At 71.9% G+C, this 15,759-nt stretch carries 13 protein-coding genes and 2 pseudogenes; 3 read left to right on the top strand and 12 right to left on the bottom strand.

All coding sequences use genetic code 11. From position 1 onward, the window contains the following. Positions 1–32 precede the first annotated feature (32 nt). The 8 genes and pseudogenes from ACN28F_RS21535 to ACN28F_RS21570 all read right to left on the bottom strand — a co-directional run bounded on the left by ACN28F_RS21535 (position 33) and on the right by ACN28F_RS21570 (position 8,052). Entirely contained in the window at positions 33–1,301 is a 1,269-nt protein-coding gene (locus tag ACN28F_RS21535; RefSeq protein ID WP_289209725.1) for a beta-ketoacyl synthase N-terminal-like domain-containing protein, read from the bottom strand. After that, entirely contained in the window at positions 1,298–2,581 is a 1,284-nt protein-coding gene (locus tag ACN28F_RS21540; protein WP_289209726.1) for a beta-ketoacyl-[acyl-carrier-protein] synthase family protein, read from the bottom strand. Before ACN28F_RS21540 ends, ACN28F_RS21535 begins: the two co-directional genes overlap by 4 nt. A gap of 125 nt (positions 2,582–2,706) precedes the next feature. Next, positions 2,707–3,078: pseudogene (locus tag ACN28F_RS21545) on the bottom strand (cupin domain-containing protein); the annotation flags it as partial. After that, positions 3,075–3,881, bottom strand: coding sequence for an SRPBCC family protein (locus ACN28F_RS21550; RefSeq protein WP_289209727.1), 807 nt, complete (start codon positions 3,879–3,881; stop codon positions 3,075–3,077). The gene ACN28F_RS21550 and the pseudogene ACN28F_RS21545, both read right to left, overlap by 4 nt. Before the next feature lie 31 nt (positions 3,882–3,912). Further along, positions 3,913–5,286, bottom strand: a complete 1,374-nt coding sequence (locus tag ACN28F_RS21555) for an acetyl-CoA carboxylase biotin carboxylase subunit (RefSeq protein ID WP_421359426.1) — start codon at positions 5,284–5,286, stop codon at positions 3,913–3,915. A 50-nt stretch (positions 5,287–5,336) separates the two neighbouring features. After that, complete coding sequence (locus tag ACN28F_RS21560) at positions 5,337–5,873, bottom strand: acetyl-CoA carboxylase biotin carboxyl carrier protein (protein WP_421359428.1); 537 nt, start codon at positions 5,871–5,873, stop codon at positions 5,337–5,339. A gap of 134 nt (positions 5,874–6,007) precedes the next feature. After that, positions 6,008–7,720 (bottom strand): annotated as a pseudogene (locus ACN28F_RS21565) (acetyl-CoA carboxylase carboxyltransferase subunit alpha); the annotation flags it as partial. Then, positions 7,717–8,052 (bottom strand): TcmI family type II polyketide cyclase, encoded by a 336-nt coding sequence (locus tag ACN28F_RS21570; protein ID WP_289209730.1) that lies wholly within the window; start codon positions 8,050–8,052, stop codon positions 7,717–7,719. The pseudogene ACN28F_RS21565 and the gene ACN28F_RS21570, both read right to left, overlap by 4 nt. Before the next feature lie 314 nt (positions 8,053–8,366). On the opposite strand from ACN28F_RS21570, the gene ACN28F_RS21575 reads away from it, so the two are divergent. After that, the gene (locus tag ACN28F_RS21575; protein WP_421361469.1) at positions 8,367–9,194 is read left to right on the top strand and encodes an AfsR/SARP family transcriptional regulator; all 828 of its coding nucleotides are present in this window, start codon (positions 8,367–8,369) and stop codon (positions 9,192–9,194) included. On the opposite strand, the gene ACN28F_RS21580 is transcribed toward ACN28F_RS21575, so the two are convergent. After that, positions 9,172–9,849, bottom strand: a complete 678-nt coding sequence (locus ACN28F_RS21580; protein ID WP_289209732.1) for a hypothetical protein — start codon at positions 9,847–9,849, stop codon at positions 9,172–9,174. The genes ACN28F_RS21575 and ACN28F_RS21580 overlap by 23 nt on opposite strands. A gap of 72 nt (positions 9,850–9,921) precedes the next feature. After that, positions 9,922–11,826 carry an ABC transporter ATP-binding protein gene (locus tag ACN28F_RS21585; protein WP_289209733.1) on the bottom strand — a complete coding sequence of 635 codons (1,905 nt, stop codon included), beginning with the start codon at positions 11,824–11,826 and terminating at the stop codon, positions 9,922–9,924. A 79-nt stretch (positions 11,827–11,905) separates the two neighbouring features. Between ACN28F_RS21585 and ACN28F_RS21590 the strand changes: the two genes are divergently transcribed. Next, positions 11,906–12,481 carry a TetR/AcrR family transcriptional regulator gene (locus ACN28F_RS21590; protein ID WP_289209734.1) on the top strand — a complete coding sequence of 192 codons (576 nt, stop codon included), beginning with the start codon at positions 11,906–11,908 and terminating at the stop codon, positions 12,479–12,481. A gap of 43 nt (positions 12,482–12,524) precedes the next feature. After that, positions 12,525–13,322, top strand: a complete 798-nt coding sequence (modA, locus tag ACN28F_RS21595) for a molybdate ABC transporter substrate-binding protein (RefSeq protein ID WP_289209735.1) — start codon at positions 12,525–12,527, stop codon at positions 13,320–13,322. Positions 13,323–13,347: 25 nt separating this feature from the next. Here modA and ACN28F_RS21600 read toward each other — a convergent pair whose 3' ends face one another. Continuing rightward, complete coding sequence (locus tag ACN28F_RS21600; RefSeq protein WP_421359432.1) at positions 13,348–14,202, bottom strand: TylF/MycF family methyltransferase; 855 nt, start codon at positions 14,200–14,202, stop codon at positions 13,348–13,350. Positions 14,203–14,312: 110 nt separating this feature from the next. Beyond that, positions 14,313–15,755: a hypothetical protein gene (locus ACN28F_RS21605; RefSeq protein WP_289209737.1), complete on the bottom strand. Its 1,443-nt coding sequence runs from the start codon at positions 15,753–15,755 to the stop codon at positions 14,313–14,315. Positions 15,756–15,759: the final 4 nt, after the last annotated feature.

Here is a 15,759-nt window from a genome sequence, read left to right on the forward strand (position 1 = left end):
CCAGTTGTGCAAATTCCGTCGGTGGTAGTCGATCATTCCCAGTCCGGCTCACGGTGCAGCACCAGCGCACTGTTGAAGCCGTCGAAGCCCCGGGCGGCGACCAGCGCGGTCCGCCCCGGGGACTCCCGCGCCGTACGGACGAAGTCGAGGTCGCAGCCGGCGGCCGGCCGGCGCGGCGCGGCCGTCGGCGGCAGCAGCCGGTGCCGCAGCGCCAGCAGCGCGGTCGCCACGTCCAGCGCGGCGCTGCCCTGGTGCGCCCGGCCGGTCAACGGCTTCGGCGTCGTCACCGGCGGCCCCTGCGGGCCGAAGACCGCCCGCAGCGCCTGCGCCTCGGCCCGGTCGAAACGCGGTACGCCGAGCGCGTCCGGCAGGCAGACGTCCACGTCCACGGGTGCCACCCCGGCGCTCTCCAGCGCCCGCCAGATGGCGCGCGCGTACTGGCCGACGTCACCGCCGCTGTGCCGGTCGGTGTGCCGGGCGTCGTGGCTGGCACCCCAGCCGGCGACCTCGCCGTAGACGACCGGCGCGCCCCGGGCCAGTGCGTGCCCCAGTTCCTCGACGACCAGCACCGCGCCGCCCTCACCCGGCAGGTAACCGGCGGCGTCGACGTCGAACGGCAGGTACGCCGACTCCGGGTCGGTGCCGGTGCTGAGCAGCCCGCCGCGCAGCTGACAGGCCAGGGCGTACGGGCTCAGCGCGCATTCGGTGGCACCGGCGAGCACCACGTCGGCACCGCGCCGGATGGTCCGGGCGGCGTGCGCGAGGCTGTCCAGGCCGCCGGCGGCCTCGGCGACGAGCACCCCGCAGGCGCCCTTGAACTGGTGGGCGATGGAGAGCTGGCCGACGCTGGCCGCGTAGAACCAGGCGATCGACTGGTACGCCCCGACGGTGCGCCCCGGTCGGCTCCACAGCCGCTGCAGTTCCCGCTGCCCGAACAGGTTGCCCCCGGACGAGCTGGCCAGGGCGACCGCGTACCGGTCGGGGTCGGTGGCGGTCTCCGGCAGCCCGGCGTCGGCCAGGGCCAGTCGGGCACCGGCGAAACCGAGGTGGGTCCACCGGTCGGTCTGCACCGCCCGCCGGTTGTCGGTCCACTGCAGGGCGTCGAAGTCGGCCACCTCGCCGGCCAGGGTGACCGGGTACGGCTGCGGGTCGAACAGGCTGATCCGCCCGGTACGCACCTGCCCGGCCAGGGTCGCTTTCCAGTGCGCGTCGGCGCCCAGCCCGGTCGGCGCCACCACCCCGATGCCGGTGACCACCGCCCGTCGCCGGCCGTGGCGCGGCAGTGCCTCGTCGTCGTTCACCGTGGGGTCCTTTCCGGACGGGCGAAGACCATCGCCGACTGGAAACCGCCGAAGCCGCTGCCGACCGACAACGCGACGTCGACCGGCAGCTCACGGGCGGTGTTCGGGACGTAGTCGAGGTCGCACTCCGGGTCCCGGGTCCGCCAGTTGGCGGTCGGCGGGACCACGCCGTGGGCCATCGCCAGGGCGCAGGCCGCCATCTCGATCGACCCGATCGCGCCGAGCGAGTGCCCGACCATCGACTTGATCGAGCTGATCGGCACCCGGTACGCGGCGTCGCCGAGCGCCCGTTTGAACGCGGCGGTCTCGTGCCGGTCGTTCTGCCGGGTGCCGGAGCCGTGCGCGCTGACGTACGACACGTCGTCGGGGCGCAGCCGGGCCTGGTCCATCGCGTCGACGATGGCCAGCGCCATCTCCGCACCGTCGGGCCGCAGCCCGGTCATGTGGTAGCCGTTGCTGCGGGTGGCGTACCCGCCCACCTCGCAGTAGATCCGCGCGCCGCGCCGCCGCGCGTGGTCGAACTCCTCCAGCACCAGCACGGCGGCCCCCTCGGCGAGGACGAAGCCGTGCCGGTCGTTGTCGAACGGCCGGCTGGCGTGCGCCGGGTCGTCGTTGTCCGGGCTGGTCGCCCCGATCGCGTCGAACGAGGCGACGGTGACCGGCGAGATCGGCGAGTCGGCGGCTCCGGCGAGCATCACGTCGGCGTCACCGTCGACGATCAACTGGTGGGCGTAGCCGATCGCGTCGATGCCGGAGGTGCAGCCGGTGGAGACGACCTGGGCCGGGCCGTGCAGCCCGTGCCGGCAGGCCACGTCAGCGGCGAGGCTGCTGGGCACCAGGGCCTGATACAGGTACGGCGTGGTGCGGTCCGGGTCGACCAGCCAGTGGCTGCCCGAGTCGCTGGCCACCACGTACTCCTGTTCCAGGGCCATGGTGCCGCCGACGGCCGAGCCGAGCGCTACCCCGGCCCGCTGCCGGCCGGCGTCGTCCAGGCTCAGCCCGGCGTCGGCGACCGCCTCGTCCGCGCAGGCCAGCGCGAACTGTACGTACCGGTCGGCGCGGCGGATCTCGCGTGGCCCGAGCCCGGCGGCGACCGGGTCGAAGTCGCATTCGGCGGCGATCTGGGAGCGGAACGGTGCCGGGTCGAAGAAGCTGATCCGGCGGGTGGCGGTCCGCCCGGCGGTGATCGTCGCCCAGAAGCTGTCCCGGGTCGCCCCGCCGGGGGCGACCACCCCGATGCCGGTGACGACGGTCCGCCGGGGCGACCCGGGCGCGGTCACTGCTGTCCGCCGTACGGTGTCGCCGACCGCGACCGGGCGCTGCCGTTCGTGCCGTGCCCGGTCGTGTCGGTGCCGTTGGTCTGCGGCCCGTTGGTCTCCGGCCCTGGTCCGAGCACGGCCGGTCCCTCGGTGTCGACGTGGCCGAGTTCCGGTCGGGGTGCCAGCGGGCTGAGGTGGAACACCACCTCGGCCGGACCCCGGCCGACGTTGCGCAGCCGGTGGCGGGTGTTCATCGGGACGAACAGCGCCTCGGCGCGACGGACCGCGACCGGCAGGTCGTCCAGGTCGACGATGATCTCACCGCGCGCGACATAGAGAAATTCCTCGCTGTACGGGTGGTAGTGCTCGTTGATCCGCTCACCGGGGCGCAGCACCGCCATGCCGAGGAATCCCGAGGTGCTGCCGACGGTCCGGGGGCCGAGCAGCACCCGCAGTTCACCGCCCCGGCGGCGGTCGGGGGTGAGGTCGCGGGCGGCGACGAAGCGGGGGTCGTTCACTGCCGGCCTCCAGTGGTGTCGGCGGTACGGGCCAGGGTCTCGATTCGGTCCCGGATGATGTCCAGCTGGATCCGGCTGTTGGTGTTGATCCGTGCGGTCATCGCGGCGTCGTCCAGTGGCGCGTCCGGGCGCATTGCGAAGTCCTGCAGCCAGGTCATCCGGGTGCCTTCGGGGACCTCGGTGTAGTCCCAGCGGATCCGCATGTACTCGAACGGTCCGGTCTCCACCCGTTGCGCCAGCACCCGCCGACGTTGCCGGTCGGCGGTGCGTTCGCTCACCCAGCTCCAGGCGATGCCGTTCTCGTCGGGGTGCATGGTCAGCCGGAACCGGACCGTGTCGCCCCGTCGGTGCAGGATCTGCACCGACGCGTACTCGGTGAACAGGTCGGGCCAGCGGCTGACGTCGTTGGTGACCTCCCAGACCAGGTCCAGCCCGGCGGCGATCACCACGCTGTTCTCGGTGTGGCCGGGCGGAACCGGTGCGACCCCGGTGGTGGCCGGCGTCGCCCCGGCGGTGGTCGGCGCGGTCTCGGCGGTGGTGGAGCCGCCGGTGTCCAGCGCGGCGGCGACCAGGTCGGCGATCTGCGTGATGGTCAGCTCCGCGCTGTCCGACGGGATCCGGACCTGGTACTGGTCGGCCACCACGGCCTGCAGCTCCAGCAGGGCCAGCGAGTCCATGCCGAGCTCGGCCAGCGACGCCGACGGGGCGTCGGCGGCGCTGGCGGCGTCCAGTCCGCAGTTGCGGACCAGGATCGCGGTGATGTCGGCGGTGGTGACCGGCCGGTGCTGATCGGTGATGCTCATCCGTCCCCTCCTCGGTGGTGGAACTGCGCGGTCATCGGCGGGTGCGGTCCGCCGGAGGCGGCCCGACCAGCCGGTCGACCAGGGATGTCGTCAGTCGTCCCTTGCGGAACGCGGCGTCGTCGAGGACCCGGCGCAGGAACGGGATCGTGGTACGGACCCCGGGGCCGTCGATCTGGAACTCGCTGAGCGCGCGTTCCATCCGGTTCAGTGCCTGGTCCCGTTCGGGCGCCCAGACGACGACCTTGGCCAGCAGCGGGTCGTAGTGCGGGCCGACGACGTACCCGGGGTAGCCGTGCGTGTCGACCCGGGTGAACGGCCCGCCCGGTACGACGAACCGGTCCAGCCGCCCGGCGGTCGGCGCGAAGCCGCGCTGCGGATCCTCGGCGTTGACCCGGCATTCGATCGCGACGCCGCGCGGCCGGATGTCCGGCTGGCGCAGCCGCAGCGGGGTGCCGCAGGCGACGTGGATCTGTTCCTGCACCAGGTCCACCCCGGTGATCATCTCGGTGACCGGGTGCTCCACCTGGATCCGGCAGTTGATCTCGATGAAGTGGAACTGGTCGTGCTCGTCGACGAGGAACTCGAACGTGCCGGCGCCGACGTAGCCGACCGCCAGCGCGCCGCGCAACGCGACCGCCGCCATCTCGTCGAGCATCGCCGCAGGCAGCGTCGGCGCCGGCCCCTCCTCGATGAGTTTCTGGTGCCGACGCTGCACCGAGCAGTCCCGGGTGCCCAGGTGTACGCCGTTGCCGTGGCCGTCGCAGAGCACCTGCACCTCGACGTGCCGGGCCTGGGTCAGGAACCGTTCCAGGTAGACCCGGTCGTCGCCGAAGACGGCGCGGGCCGTCTGCCGGGTCCGGTGGTACGCCGCCGCGAGCTCAGGTTCGGCTCCGACCACGGTCATGCCCCGGCCGCCGCCGCCGGCCGCCGCCTTGATGATCACCGGGTAGCCGATCTCGGCGGCGACCGTGGCGGCGTGCGCGGCGCTGACCACCGGCTCCTGGCTGCCCGGCGGCAACGGCAGCCCGGCGGCGCCGAGCACCGTACGGGCCTTGGCCTTGTCGCCGAGGGCGAGCATCACCGACGGCGGCGGGCCGATGAAGACCAGACCGTTCTCGGCGCAGATCTCGGCGAAGTCGGCGTCCTCGGACAGGAAACCGTAGCCGGGATGGACCGCCTGTGCGCCGGTGCGCCGAGCCGCTTCGACGATGGCCGCTGCGTTGAGGTAGCTGGCCCGGCTGGGTGCCGGGCCGATGTGGACGGTCTCGTCGGCGAACCGGACCACCGCCGAGTCGCGGTCGGCGGTGGAGTGCACGGCGACGGTCTTCACCCCGAGTTCCCGGCAGGCCCGGGCGACCCGCAGCGCGATCTCACCCCGGTTGGCGATCAGGACCTTCTCGAACACGGTGCCCGCCTCTCTGCGCCGATCCCTCGGCGGTCTTCTCGGCCCGCTGCTCAGCCGGTTTCCCGGCCAGGGCCGAGCGTGATCAACGGTTGGTCGAACTCGACCGGCTCGCCGTCGCCGACGAGCACCTCGACGACGACGCCCCGGTGGTCGGCGACGATCTCGTTCATCAGCTTCATCGCCTCGACGATCCCGATCACCTGGCCGGGTTCGACCAGGTCACCGACGTCGACGTACGGCCTGCCGCCCGGCTCGGCGGCCCGGTAGAAGGTGCCGACGATCGGTGACGCGACCGCCCGTACCGGCGGGGTCGTCCCGGTGGGTTCCACGCCGGTACGGCCGGACCCGGCATCGCCCGGGTCCGCACCACCCGGTCGCGGGTCGGGCCGGGCCGGCCCGACACCCACCGGCGACGCGGGCCGGTCGTGCCACTCGATTTCGATCACCGTGTCGCCGTGGCGGACCTGCACCCGGCGCAGTGGTCCGGTCAGCTCGCCGACCAGTTCCCGGGTCTGTTCGGCCAGCCGACGCAGCTGGCTGGCCAGATCCGGGCCGGCCGGGGTGCCGTTGGCGGAGGCTGTGGTCATCACGTAATCACCTGGATCGGTCGGTCGGTGGCGGTCGGCCCGCCGTCGGTGGTCGGTTCCCCGCCGCCGCCGTGCGGTTGCCCGTCGTCGCCGGTGGTCGATTCCCCGCCGCCGCCGACGGGCCGGTCGAGGCCGGCGGCGTAGCGGCGGAACCGTCGGGCCCTCCGTCGCAGCAGTTCGGCGGTCGGCAGGGCGCGCAGGTCGGGCAGGGTGGCGGTGAGCGCGGCGCGCAGCCGCTCGGCCGCACCGGCCGGGTCCTGCTGGGCCCCGCCCGGTGGCTCGGCGACGATGTCGTCGGCGACGCCGAGGCGGACCAGGTCGGCGGCGGTGAGCCGCAGGGCGGCGGCGGCGCGGGGCGCGGCGGCCCGGTCGTGGAACAGGATCGCCGCGCAGCCCTCCGGACTGATCACCGAGTAGACGGCGTTCTGCAGCATCAGCACCCGGTCGGCGACGCCCAGAGCCAGCGCCCCACCGCTGCCACCTTCGCCGGTGACGACGGCGACCACCGGGGTGGGCAGCCGCGCCATGGTGCGCAGGCAGGTCGCGATGGCCCCGGCCTGGCCCTGCTCCTCGGCCTCGATGCCGGGGTGCGCCCCCGGGGTGTCGATCAGGGTGACCACCGGCAGCCCCAGCCGGGCGGCCAGGCCCATCACCCGCAGTGCCTTGCGGTAGCCGGCGGGGCTGGCCATGCCGAAGTTGCGGGACAGCATCTCCCGGGCGTCGTGTCCCTTCTGATGCCCGACGACCGCCACCGGCTGGTCGCCGAGGCGGGCCAGCCCGGCGATGATCGCCGGACAGTCCGCGCCGAGCCGGTCGCCGTGCAGCTCGACGAAGCCGTCGAAGGCGCCGGCCAGATAGTCCAGTGTGGTGGGTCGGGCCAGGTCGCGGGCGAGCCGTACGCACCGCCAGGGGTCAGGGTCGGCTCCCCGACGGGCGGCCGGGACGACCGCCGCCGATGGTGTCGCCCGGCTGCCCGGCGCCGACGGGCGGCCGACGGTTGCCGATGTGCGGGCGGCGGTTGCCGGCCCCGGACCTGCTCCGGCGCGGCCACCGGCGGTCGACGCGAGCAGGGCGCGTAGCCGGGGGCGCAGGTCACGCCGTTCGACGACCAGATCGACCTGGCCGCGCCGGAGCAGGAACTCCGCGGTCTGGAAACCGGTGGGCAGTTCCTGGCGGATCGTCTCGCGGATCACCCGGGGGCCGGCGAAGCCCATCCGGGCGCCGGCTTCGGCGATCACCAGGTCGGTGTTGGTGGCGAAGGAGGCGGCGACCCCGCCGTACGTGGGGTCGGTGACGACGCTGACGGTCAGCACGCCGGCGGCGCGCAGGTCGGCGATGGCGCAGCTGATCGTGGCCAGCTGCATCAGCGCCAGGGCACCCTCCTGCATCCGGGCGCCGCCGGAGGCGGTGACCAGCACCAGCGGGTCGCCGGCGGTGAGGGCGTGCTCGGCGGCCCGGGTGATCAGCTCACCGGTGGCGGCGCCGAGGCTGCCGCCGAGGAACCGGAAGTCCATCACGGCCAGGACGACGCGCTGTCCGCCGATCCGGGCGGTGCCGCAGACCACGGCCTCCGCCAGGCCGGTCGCGGTCCGCGCGCGGGCCAACCGACGCGGGTACGGCTGGGTGTCGACGAATCCCAGCGGATCGACCTCGGCCGCCCGGTGCGGCAGTGCGGTGAAGCTGTCCGGGTCGGTCAACTGGGTGATCCGGTCCGGTGCAGCCAGCCGGCGGTGGTGTCCACATTCGGGGCAGACCTCGAAGTTGCGGCGCATCCGCCGGCGGTAGACCAGGGCGTGGCAGGCGCTGCAGCGCAGCCACAGGTCGCGGGCGGTCGCGGGGCCGCTCACGGCCGCCGCCCGGTGGGCGCGTCCCAGTGGTAGAACCGGTGCGCCATCGCGTCGCGCGGGCTGCGCCAGGTCGCCAGGTACGGGCTGATGTAGGCGGCGAGCTGGCGGCTGACCCGGTCGAACTCCGGGTGCTGCCGGGCGGCGGCCACCGCGTCCGGGCCGGTGTGGTCGGTTTCGATCAGGTGCACGTACAGGTCGTGCAGCCGGTACAGCGACCGGTGCCGGACCCCGGCCAGGCCGGGCAGGTCGGTGCGGTCCGACTCGGCGAAGATCTCGGCGACCTGCTGCTCCGCGTTCGGGACCACCTTGGCGATGATCAGTGACCTGTCCATGGTTTCCTCCCAGCGGCGTCCAACCGGTTGCGCCCGTCACCATCCCGCCGGCGGCGTCACCGCCGCGTCGCGGCAGACCGATCGTGGAGGTCTGCCACGGTGACGCTGAGGTCACGGCGCTTCGGTACAGCGCGTGATGGTCGACGATGTCGCTGTTGGGTGCCTGGCCGGTTGGTGTTGGAGAATTGGCAGCTCAGACGGGCTGTGGTCAACCGTTGGGCGAATCGGCTAACCGACTCCGTCATTGACTGAGAGTAACCATGATTGATAATCTTCGTGACGCAGAGGCATGGTGCGGGTACGGCGACCGGTGACTGACGCGTGCAGGGGGTTCGGCCGTGACGTCAGAGGCAGGCAACGCGGAGGCATCGGTCAGACTTCTCCTTCTCGGCGGGTTCCGCCTGGTGCGCCACGGCGAGCCAGTGACCGTCCCTCGTGGACTTCAGCGGATCGTCGCGTTGATCGGGCTGCGCCCCGGTGCCACCCGCGCCCACCTGGCCGGCCTGCTCTGGCCGGACGCGGCCGAGGAACGGGCGCTGTCGTCGCTGCGTACCGCCCTGTGGCGGCTGCGGCAGGAGCCCGCCTGTCCGCTGCGGACGGTCGGGGACACCGTACGGCTCGACCCGCGGGTCCAGGTCGACGTCGACGACCTGGTCCGCACTGCCGCCCGGGTCCGTGACGGCGGCGATCCCCGGCTCGCCGACGCGGTGCTCACCGCCGCCCGGCACGATCTGCTACCCGGCTGGTACGACGACTGGGTTCTGCTGGAGCGGGAACGGTTGCGCCAACTCCGCCTGCACATGCTCGAACACGTCGCCCGGTCCCATCTGGACGCCGGCGAGCACGACGAGGCCCTCCAGGCGGCGTTGGAGGCGATGGGCGCCGAACCCCTGCGGGAGACCCCGCACCGGTTGATCGTCCAGATCCACCTGGCCGAGGGGAACGTCTACGAGGCGCTGCATGCCTTCTACGCGTACCGGGACCTGGTGTTGCGGGAGTTGCAGCTGGAGCCGTCGGCGGCGATGTCGGCGCTGCTGGCCGACATCCTGACCCCGATGCGGGCCGCCCGGGCCCCCGGGCCGGCACGTCGGCGGCCCCGGCCCGGCCACGACGGCGTGATCAGCCCGCGTCCGACCCGCTGACCCGTCGGCCGTCGCGTGCGGCCGCCACCGCCAGGTCACCGCCGAGCGCCACCCGCACCAGCGCGGCGGCGAACCGGGGCAGGTCCCGGTCGGACACCAGGGCGGCCAGCCGGTCCGGCGCCGTCGGCAGGTCCAGCGCCTCGGCTCCGACGTTCACCCGCCGGTCCAGGTACGGGCGCAGACCGGGCCAGACCGCCTGCACCTCGCGCAGGAAGATGTCCGCGCCGGTCGGGCCGATGCCGGGGAACGCGGTGAGCGCCCGGCGCAGCGCCGCCGGGTCGTCACCGACGTCGCCGTGCAGCCGCCGCAGGTCACCGCCCCACCGGCGCTGGCACAGCTCGGCCGAGTCGCCGAGCATCGTGGCGGTACGTTCGTCGTAGCGCCGGTACTGACCCCGGCCCAGCGCGTCCACCCGGTCCTGCCAACTGGCCTTCGCCATCGCCGCCGGGGTGCGGTAGCCGGCGGCGAACAGTTCGCGAGCCGCGTCGACCGCGATCCGCGCCGAGATCCGGGCGCTGAGCAGGGTCGCCAGCACCAGCAACTGGTACAGCGGCGCGGGCTTGTCGGCCAGGGTGATTCCCGCGTCCGCGCTGAACGTACGGCCCTGCTGGTCGAGCAGGGCCGTCACCGTCGTCCCCGGTCGCCGACCGGCCATCCGTGCCACCTCCAGGTCGCCCGTGCCACCTCCAGGTCGCCCGGTTACCCCGGGCCGGGCGCAGGAAACGACTCAGCGGGCACCGCTGGCCGTCAGCGGCTCCGCCGCCGGTTCGTCGTGCCCGGCCACACCGGCGGCAACCGGCTCGGCCGGCTGTTCAGCTGGCTCCCCGGCCTGGGCGATCCGCAGCGCCTCCACCAGTTCCCGGTAAAGCTGGTCGGTGGCGAGCAGACTCTGGTGGTCGCCACGGGCCCGGACCTGCCCGGCCTCCATCACCACGATGGTGTCGGCGTCGATGACGGTGGAGAGCCGGTGCGCGATGGTGACCACCGCGCCATGCGCGGCCTGTTCCCGGATGCAGTCGTGGATGGCGACCTCGGTGAGGCCGTCGACCTGGGCGGTCGCCTCGTCCAGCAACAGTACGTCCGGGCGGCGCAGGATGGCCCGGGCCAACGCGATGCGCTGCCGCTGACCGCCGGACATCGACGACGGGGTGAGCGGGATGTCCAGACCCGCACCCAGTGAGTCGACCTTCTCGGTGAGCCGGACCGCGTGCAGCGCCCGGCGGATCTCCGCCTCGGTGGCGTCCGGGTAGGTGAACAGCAGGTTCTCCCGGATGGTGCCGGGAATCACCGGGGTGTCCTGCTCGACGTAGGCGAGCCGCTGCCGTACCTGCGCGTGGCTCAGGTCCGCGTACGGTCGACCGTCGAGCAGCACCTCGCCGTGCTGCGGGGCGAGGAAGCGCAGGATCAGTGAGAACAGCGTGGTCTTGCCGGCACCGGACGGTCCGACGATCGCCACGTGACCGCGCCGGGGCACGGCGAGGTCCACCTCGCGGACGGCCGCCGGTAGATCGGGGCCGTAGCCGGCGGTGATCCGCCGCAACTCCAGCACCGGCGGGTCCAGCACCGGCGGGTCGCCGGCAGCGGTGGCCGGGTCGGTGCTGACAGTGGCCGGGTCGGTGGCGGTAGCGGCCGTGGGGTCGGACTCCACCGGCATCGCCTCGATCTGCCGGATCCGGCCGGCGGCGGCGATACCGGACTGCAGCGCGGTGAGGTGCCGGCTCAGCGTGGTGACCGGTTCCATCAGCCCGAAGGCGTACAGCAGGAACGCGATCAGGCTGGACACGGCCAGGTCGCCGGTGCTGACCCGCCACGCGCCGATGCCGAGGATCATGATGATGGCGAGTTGGATGCCGCTCCAGGCGAGCGTCCAGGCGTACGCCTCCCGGCGCACGGCCCGTACGCTCTGCCGGGCCGACTCGCGCGCCTCGCCGACGATCCGATCGGACTGGCGCTGCTCGGCCCGGCTGACCTTGACGGTACGGATCGCCCGCAGGGTTCCCTCCAGCACCGCCCCCAGGGTGCCGACGTGCGCCTGGGCCCGCTCCTGCGCTTTGGCGATGCCGGGCATCAGCAGGCTGAACAGCACCGCCATCACCACCACGGCGGCCACCGTGGCACCGAGCAGCACCAGGTCGAGCACGGCCATCAGGGCCAGGGTGCCGACCAGCATCACCGAGCCGTTGATCAGGCCGATGACGCTGGACGAGGCGGCCTCGCGCAGCAGGACGGTGTCGGAGGTGACCCGGGTGATGAATTCGCCGGTCGGCCGGCTGGTCACCGCCGGGACGGTGGCCCGGAACAACCGGCGGACCATCGACTCGCGGGCGTCGAGGATCACCCGCTCGCCGACGGTGCCGAGCAGGATCCACTGCCAGAGCCAGATGACGACGCCGAGGACGAGCAGGCCGAGCAGCGCGAGGACCGGTCCGCGCAACGAGTCGAAGGTGGACAGGCTGTCCAGCACCCACTTGGTGACCATCGGGGTGGCCAGGCTGCCGGCCGATCCGAGCAGGGCGAGGAACAGGCCGAGCCCGAGGGCGCGGCGGTGTGGTCGGGCGAACGACCAGAGCAGGCGGAGCCGGGGCAGCTTGCGGTCGTCGGATGAAGGCGCGACGCGTACCGGAGCGGTCATAGCTTGAAGTGGAACACAAGTGTTCCAGAATCGTCAACGACTATTCGTTATCGGAACGTCGTCGGGTAGGTTGCCGAGTATGGTGGAGACGCAGATCGGGGCAGCGGAGACGGCCACCCGGGCGCGCACCCGGCGGGCGATCCTGGACGCGGCGCTGGTCGTGCTCGCCCGGGACCAGGCGGCGTCGCTCGGCGACATCGCCGTCGAGGCCGGTGTCGGCCGTACGACGCTGCACCGCTACTTCCCGGAGCGGTCCGACCTGATCGACGCGCTGGGTCAGCACGTGCTGGACCGCATCGCGGCCGCCACCGAGCGGGCCTGCCCCGGGCAGGGCAGTGCCCTGGCCGCCATCGAACGCCTCTGCCAGGAGTACTTCGCCCTCGGCGACGCGCTCACCCTGATCTTCACCGATCCGCAGCTCGCCTGCCGGCCGGAGTGGAACCAGGAGACCGAGGCCGACCGGTCGATGCTGCGGTTGATCGAACGCGGCCACGCGGACGGGAGCATCGATCCCGAGGTCGACCCGCGCTGGGCGCAGCAGATGCTCTGGGCGTTGCTGTACGCCAGTTGGCAGTACGTCAACGACCACGCGGCACCTCGCTACCAGGTGCTCGACCAGTGCCTCCGTACGCTCCGCAAGGCGCTCGGCAGCTAGCATCCGCAAGGTGCGCCAACGTCGTCGTCGAACGGAGCAGCTGATGCGCCGGGTACCGCGCACCGCCCTGCTCGCCGCCGCTGCCGCCCTGGTCGCCGTCGGCTGCTCCGACCCCGTGTCCCCGGACTCCGCCGTATCCGGCACCTCATCAACGACGGTGACCGGATCGCTCAGCGTACTCGCCGCTGCCTCGCTGACGGACACGTTCATCCGAATCAGCGCCGACTTCGAGGCCGCCCACCCTGGTGTCACCGTCACGTTCAACTTCGCCGGCAGCTCTCAACTCGCCCAGCAGATCACCGCCGGTGCCCCGGCCGACGTCTTCGCCGCTGCCAGCCCCGTCACCATGGCGACCGTCGTCGACGCCGGTGACGCGGCGGACGAACCGGTGGTCTTCGCCCGAAACCAGCTGGTCATCGCCGTGCCGGACGGCAACCCCGACGGCGTTACCGGTCTGGCCGACCTCACCGCGCCCGAGGTCAAGGTGGCGCTCTGCGCCGAACAGGTGCCCTGTGGGGCCGCCGCTCGCGTCGCGCTCGACGCCGCCGGCAGCGACCTGGCGCCGGTCACCTACGAACGAGACGTACGGGCGGCGTTGTCCAAGGTGCGCCTCGGCGAGGTCGACGCGGCACTGGTCTACCGTACGGACGCCGCCAGCGCCGCCGACGAGGTGGACGCCGTCGAGTTCGCCGAATCCGCCGAAGCGATCAACGACTACTCGATCGTGACCCTGGCCCAGGCCGCCAACCCGGTGACGGCCGAGGCGTTCGTGGCGTACGTCAGCTCCACCGCCGGGCAGGCGATACTCGCCGAAGCCGGCTTCGAGAACAGCGTGCCCTGACTTCTGCTGTTCCGTCCTGTCCTTCCTACGACTTCTTCCAGTACCGGCAGGTCCAGTCCACCTGTTGCAGCTCACCGTCGATGCCGTGTGTGCGTCGGAAGTCGTCGACCGCCTCACGGCAGCCCCGGACGGCGTGGTAGTCATCGATGATGACATAGCCGCCGACCGACAGCTTCGGATACAGCGAGTCGAGCGCCACCATGGTCGAGTCGTACAGGTCCCCGTCGAGGCGCATGACCGCGATCCGGTCGATCGCTGCGTTGGGAAGGGTGTCCTCGAACCACCCTGGAAGGAAACGTACCTGGCTGTCGAGCAGATCATACCGGCGGAAGTTGGCCTGGACGCGGTCCAAGGGTACGGCGAGGAAGGGTTCTTTCCAGAGGGCGTCCTCGACATCTGCACTCCTGTGCGGATCGGGCCGTGGCAGACCGCGGAACGAGTCTGCGACCCAGACCGTGCGATCGTGCTCTCCGTAGGCTTTCAGCAATGCCCGCATGAAGATGCAGGCTCCGCCACGCCATACTCCGGTCTCGATCAAGTCTCCGGGAATCCCGTTTTCGATTACCTCGGTGACGCAGTTTTCGAGATTGTCCAGTCGTCGAAGTCCGATCATCGTTTCTGCTTCCGGGGGCCAGTCCCGGCCGTTGGCACGTGCGTCGGAGTCGAACGGAAACCGAATCACCAGCTCCATGTCCCGTCGGTTCAGTAGCCGCTGACCTTGCTGGATCAAGGAGGACTTCAACGACCTGCGGCGCGGTTGGTATGGGATCCAGGACTCGCCAAAGGTGTATCTGGTTAGGGTTCGTTTCATCAGATCGAGATACAGCCGCCGGGCATCGTCAGTGGTGGCGACGTTCTCGGGAGCCGGGATGGCCGTCATGTGTACTCCTTGCATTCGCTTAGCGGGTCGATTGTTGGAATCGATGCACACGGCACCTTGCGCAGTAGGGTGGCGAGGTGATCGTACAATGACATCATCTGTGTTGGGCGTCATTTCTGGAGTTTGCCGACGGGGAGGAATCCGGCCAACTCCTTGGGTCTTTCGGCACGGCTTCCTGATGGCCTTGGCGTGCCGAGTCCGGCAGCGGTCACCGCCGAATCGGTGCTCGAGTCGCGGTGCCGGCCGTGATCCTCGGCCGGCCCGTCGAGGTGCCGGGAGCGCCACGCCGCGGGTCGGGACATCCCGTCCACGCCGTCGACGACCACCACTCCGACGAAGGGGACGTCGAGATTGCGCAACAGTAGTGCCGCGCGCTCTGCCTCGGCGACGTCCGTGGAGCCCCGCCGCACCACCAGGACGACGCTGTCGACCTTTCTGACGAGCGCGGTAGCGGTCGCTCCGGACAGGATCGGTGGGCCGTGCACCACCACGTCGCCTCGCGGGTCGACATCGTCAAGTAGGTCTCGGCCCGATCTGCCGTACACCCGGTGGTCCGTCGGGTCCGACGCGAGCACAGTTGGAGCCGGTGTACCCCAGGACCAGCCGGAACCGCCTTTCATCAGGCCGAACAGGATCCGATCAGCCGTCGGCAACCGTTCGCCGTCAGGTGAGGTCGCCTTACCGGGCGGGTGTCCCTCGGCGAGGGTCACCCGATCGCTGTGGCTGGCCATCCGCAGTGCCAGTAGTGCGGCCACCATCGCCTTTCCGTCATCGTTTCGCACGCTGGTCAGCAGGATCCGCCGCCCGGACAGCGACTCGGTGAACACGTCGAGGCCGGCGAGCAGCGTTTCCGTCGCCGTCGACGCGGGTCCGTGGCGCAGCAGCCGGCCATGACGTTGCCTGAACCGTCGAGGCAGCCTGGGGAAGACCGCCAGTACCGGAAGGCCCAGCCGGACCTCGATCGTGTGACTGTCGGAGAGGTGGTTGTCGAACCGACTGCGGGCGGTGGCCAGGCCGAGCCCGCTGAGCAGTCCCGCGAGTGCGCCGAGCGCGTCGTTCAGGAGCGGCTTGGGCAGGGCCGGCCGTGCCGGTGGGGCCGCGCGGTCCAGGGTTCGCGCATCGATCTGCACGCCCTGGGCGATCGAGAACTCCGACAGTCGCTGGATCAACGATTCGGTCGCGGCGTTGGCGATCGAAGCCGATCTCTCGCCGGTCGCTGCGGCCGCCGTGACGGTGACGATCTGGAGCCCTGGTTCGAATCGCCCGGTGACCTGACCGACGACCGCGTCCGAGGGCAGCTTCAATCTGTCGGCGGTGTCGATCGCGATCTCCCGGGACTCGGCCATCTTGGCGATCGTCGGGGCGAGACTCTGCGCGAGGCTGATCGACGCGGTGCCCTGACCGCTGGACTGCTGATCCGGGGCGGCGCTGATCACCAGTGAACTCGAGGCGTAGTAGGTCGGTGGCGTGAACTGGGTGACCAGTTGGGCCGCCAGTAGTCCGAGACAGCAGCCGATCACGGGCAGACCGGTGACGCGGACGATGGTTCGCACCGCC

It is taken from the genome of Solwaraspora sp. WMMA2101 (genome assembly GCF_049179175.1).
In the GTDB taxonomy this organism is placed as follows: Bacteria; Actinomycetota; Actinomycetes; order Mycobacteriales; family Micromonosporaceae; genus Micromonospora_E.

Bases quoted from the DNA above. Each gene is read 5' to 3' on its own strand.
- ACN28F_RS21590 (WP_289209734.1), top strand. From the start codon at position 11,906: ATGGTGGAGACGCAGATCGGGGCAGCGGAGACGGCCACCCGGGCGCGC.
- ACN28F_RS21585 (WP_289209733.1), bottom strand. From the start codon at position 11,826: ATGACCGCTCCGGTACGCGTCGCGCCTTCATCCGACGACCGCAAGCTG.
- ACN28F_RS21570 (WP_289209730.1), bottom strand. From the start codon at position 8,052: ATGGACAGGTCACTGATCATCGCCAAGGTGGTCCCGAACGCGGAGCAG.
- ACN28F_RS21580 (WP_289209732.1), bottom strand. From the start codon at position 9,849: ATGGCCGGTCGGCGACCGGGGACGACGGTGACGGCCCTGCTCGACCAG.
- ACN28F_RS21560 (WP_421359428.1), bottom strand. From the start codon at position 5,873: ATGACCACAGCCTCCGCCAACGGCACCCCGGCCGGCCCGGATCTGGCC.
- ACN28F_RS21550 (WP_289209727.1), bottom strand. From the start codon at position 3,881: ATGAGCATCACCGATCAGCACCGGCCGGTCACCACCGCCGACATCACC.
- ACN28F_RS21600 (WP_421359432.1), bottom strand. From the start codon at position 14,202: ATGACGGCCATCCCGGCTCCCGAGAACGTCGCCACCACTGACGATGCC.
- modA (WP_289209735.1), top strand. From the start codon at position 12,525: ATGCGCCGGGTACCGCGCACCGCCCTGCTCGCCGCCGCTGCCGCCCTG.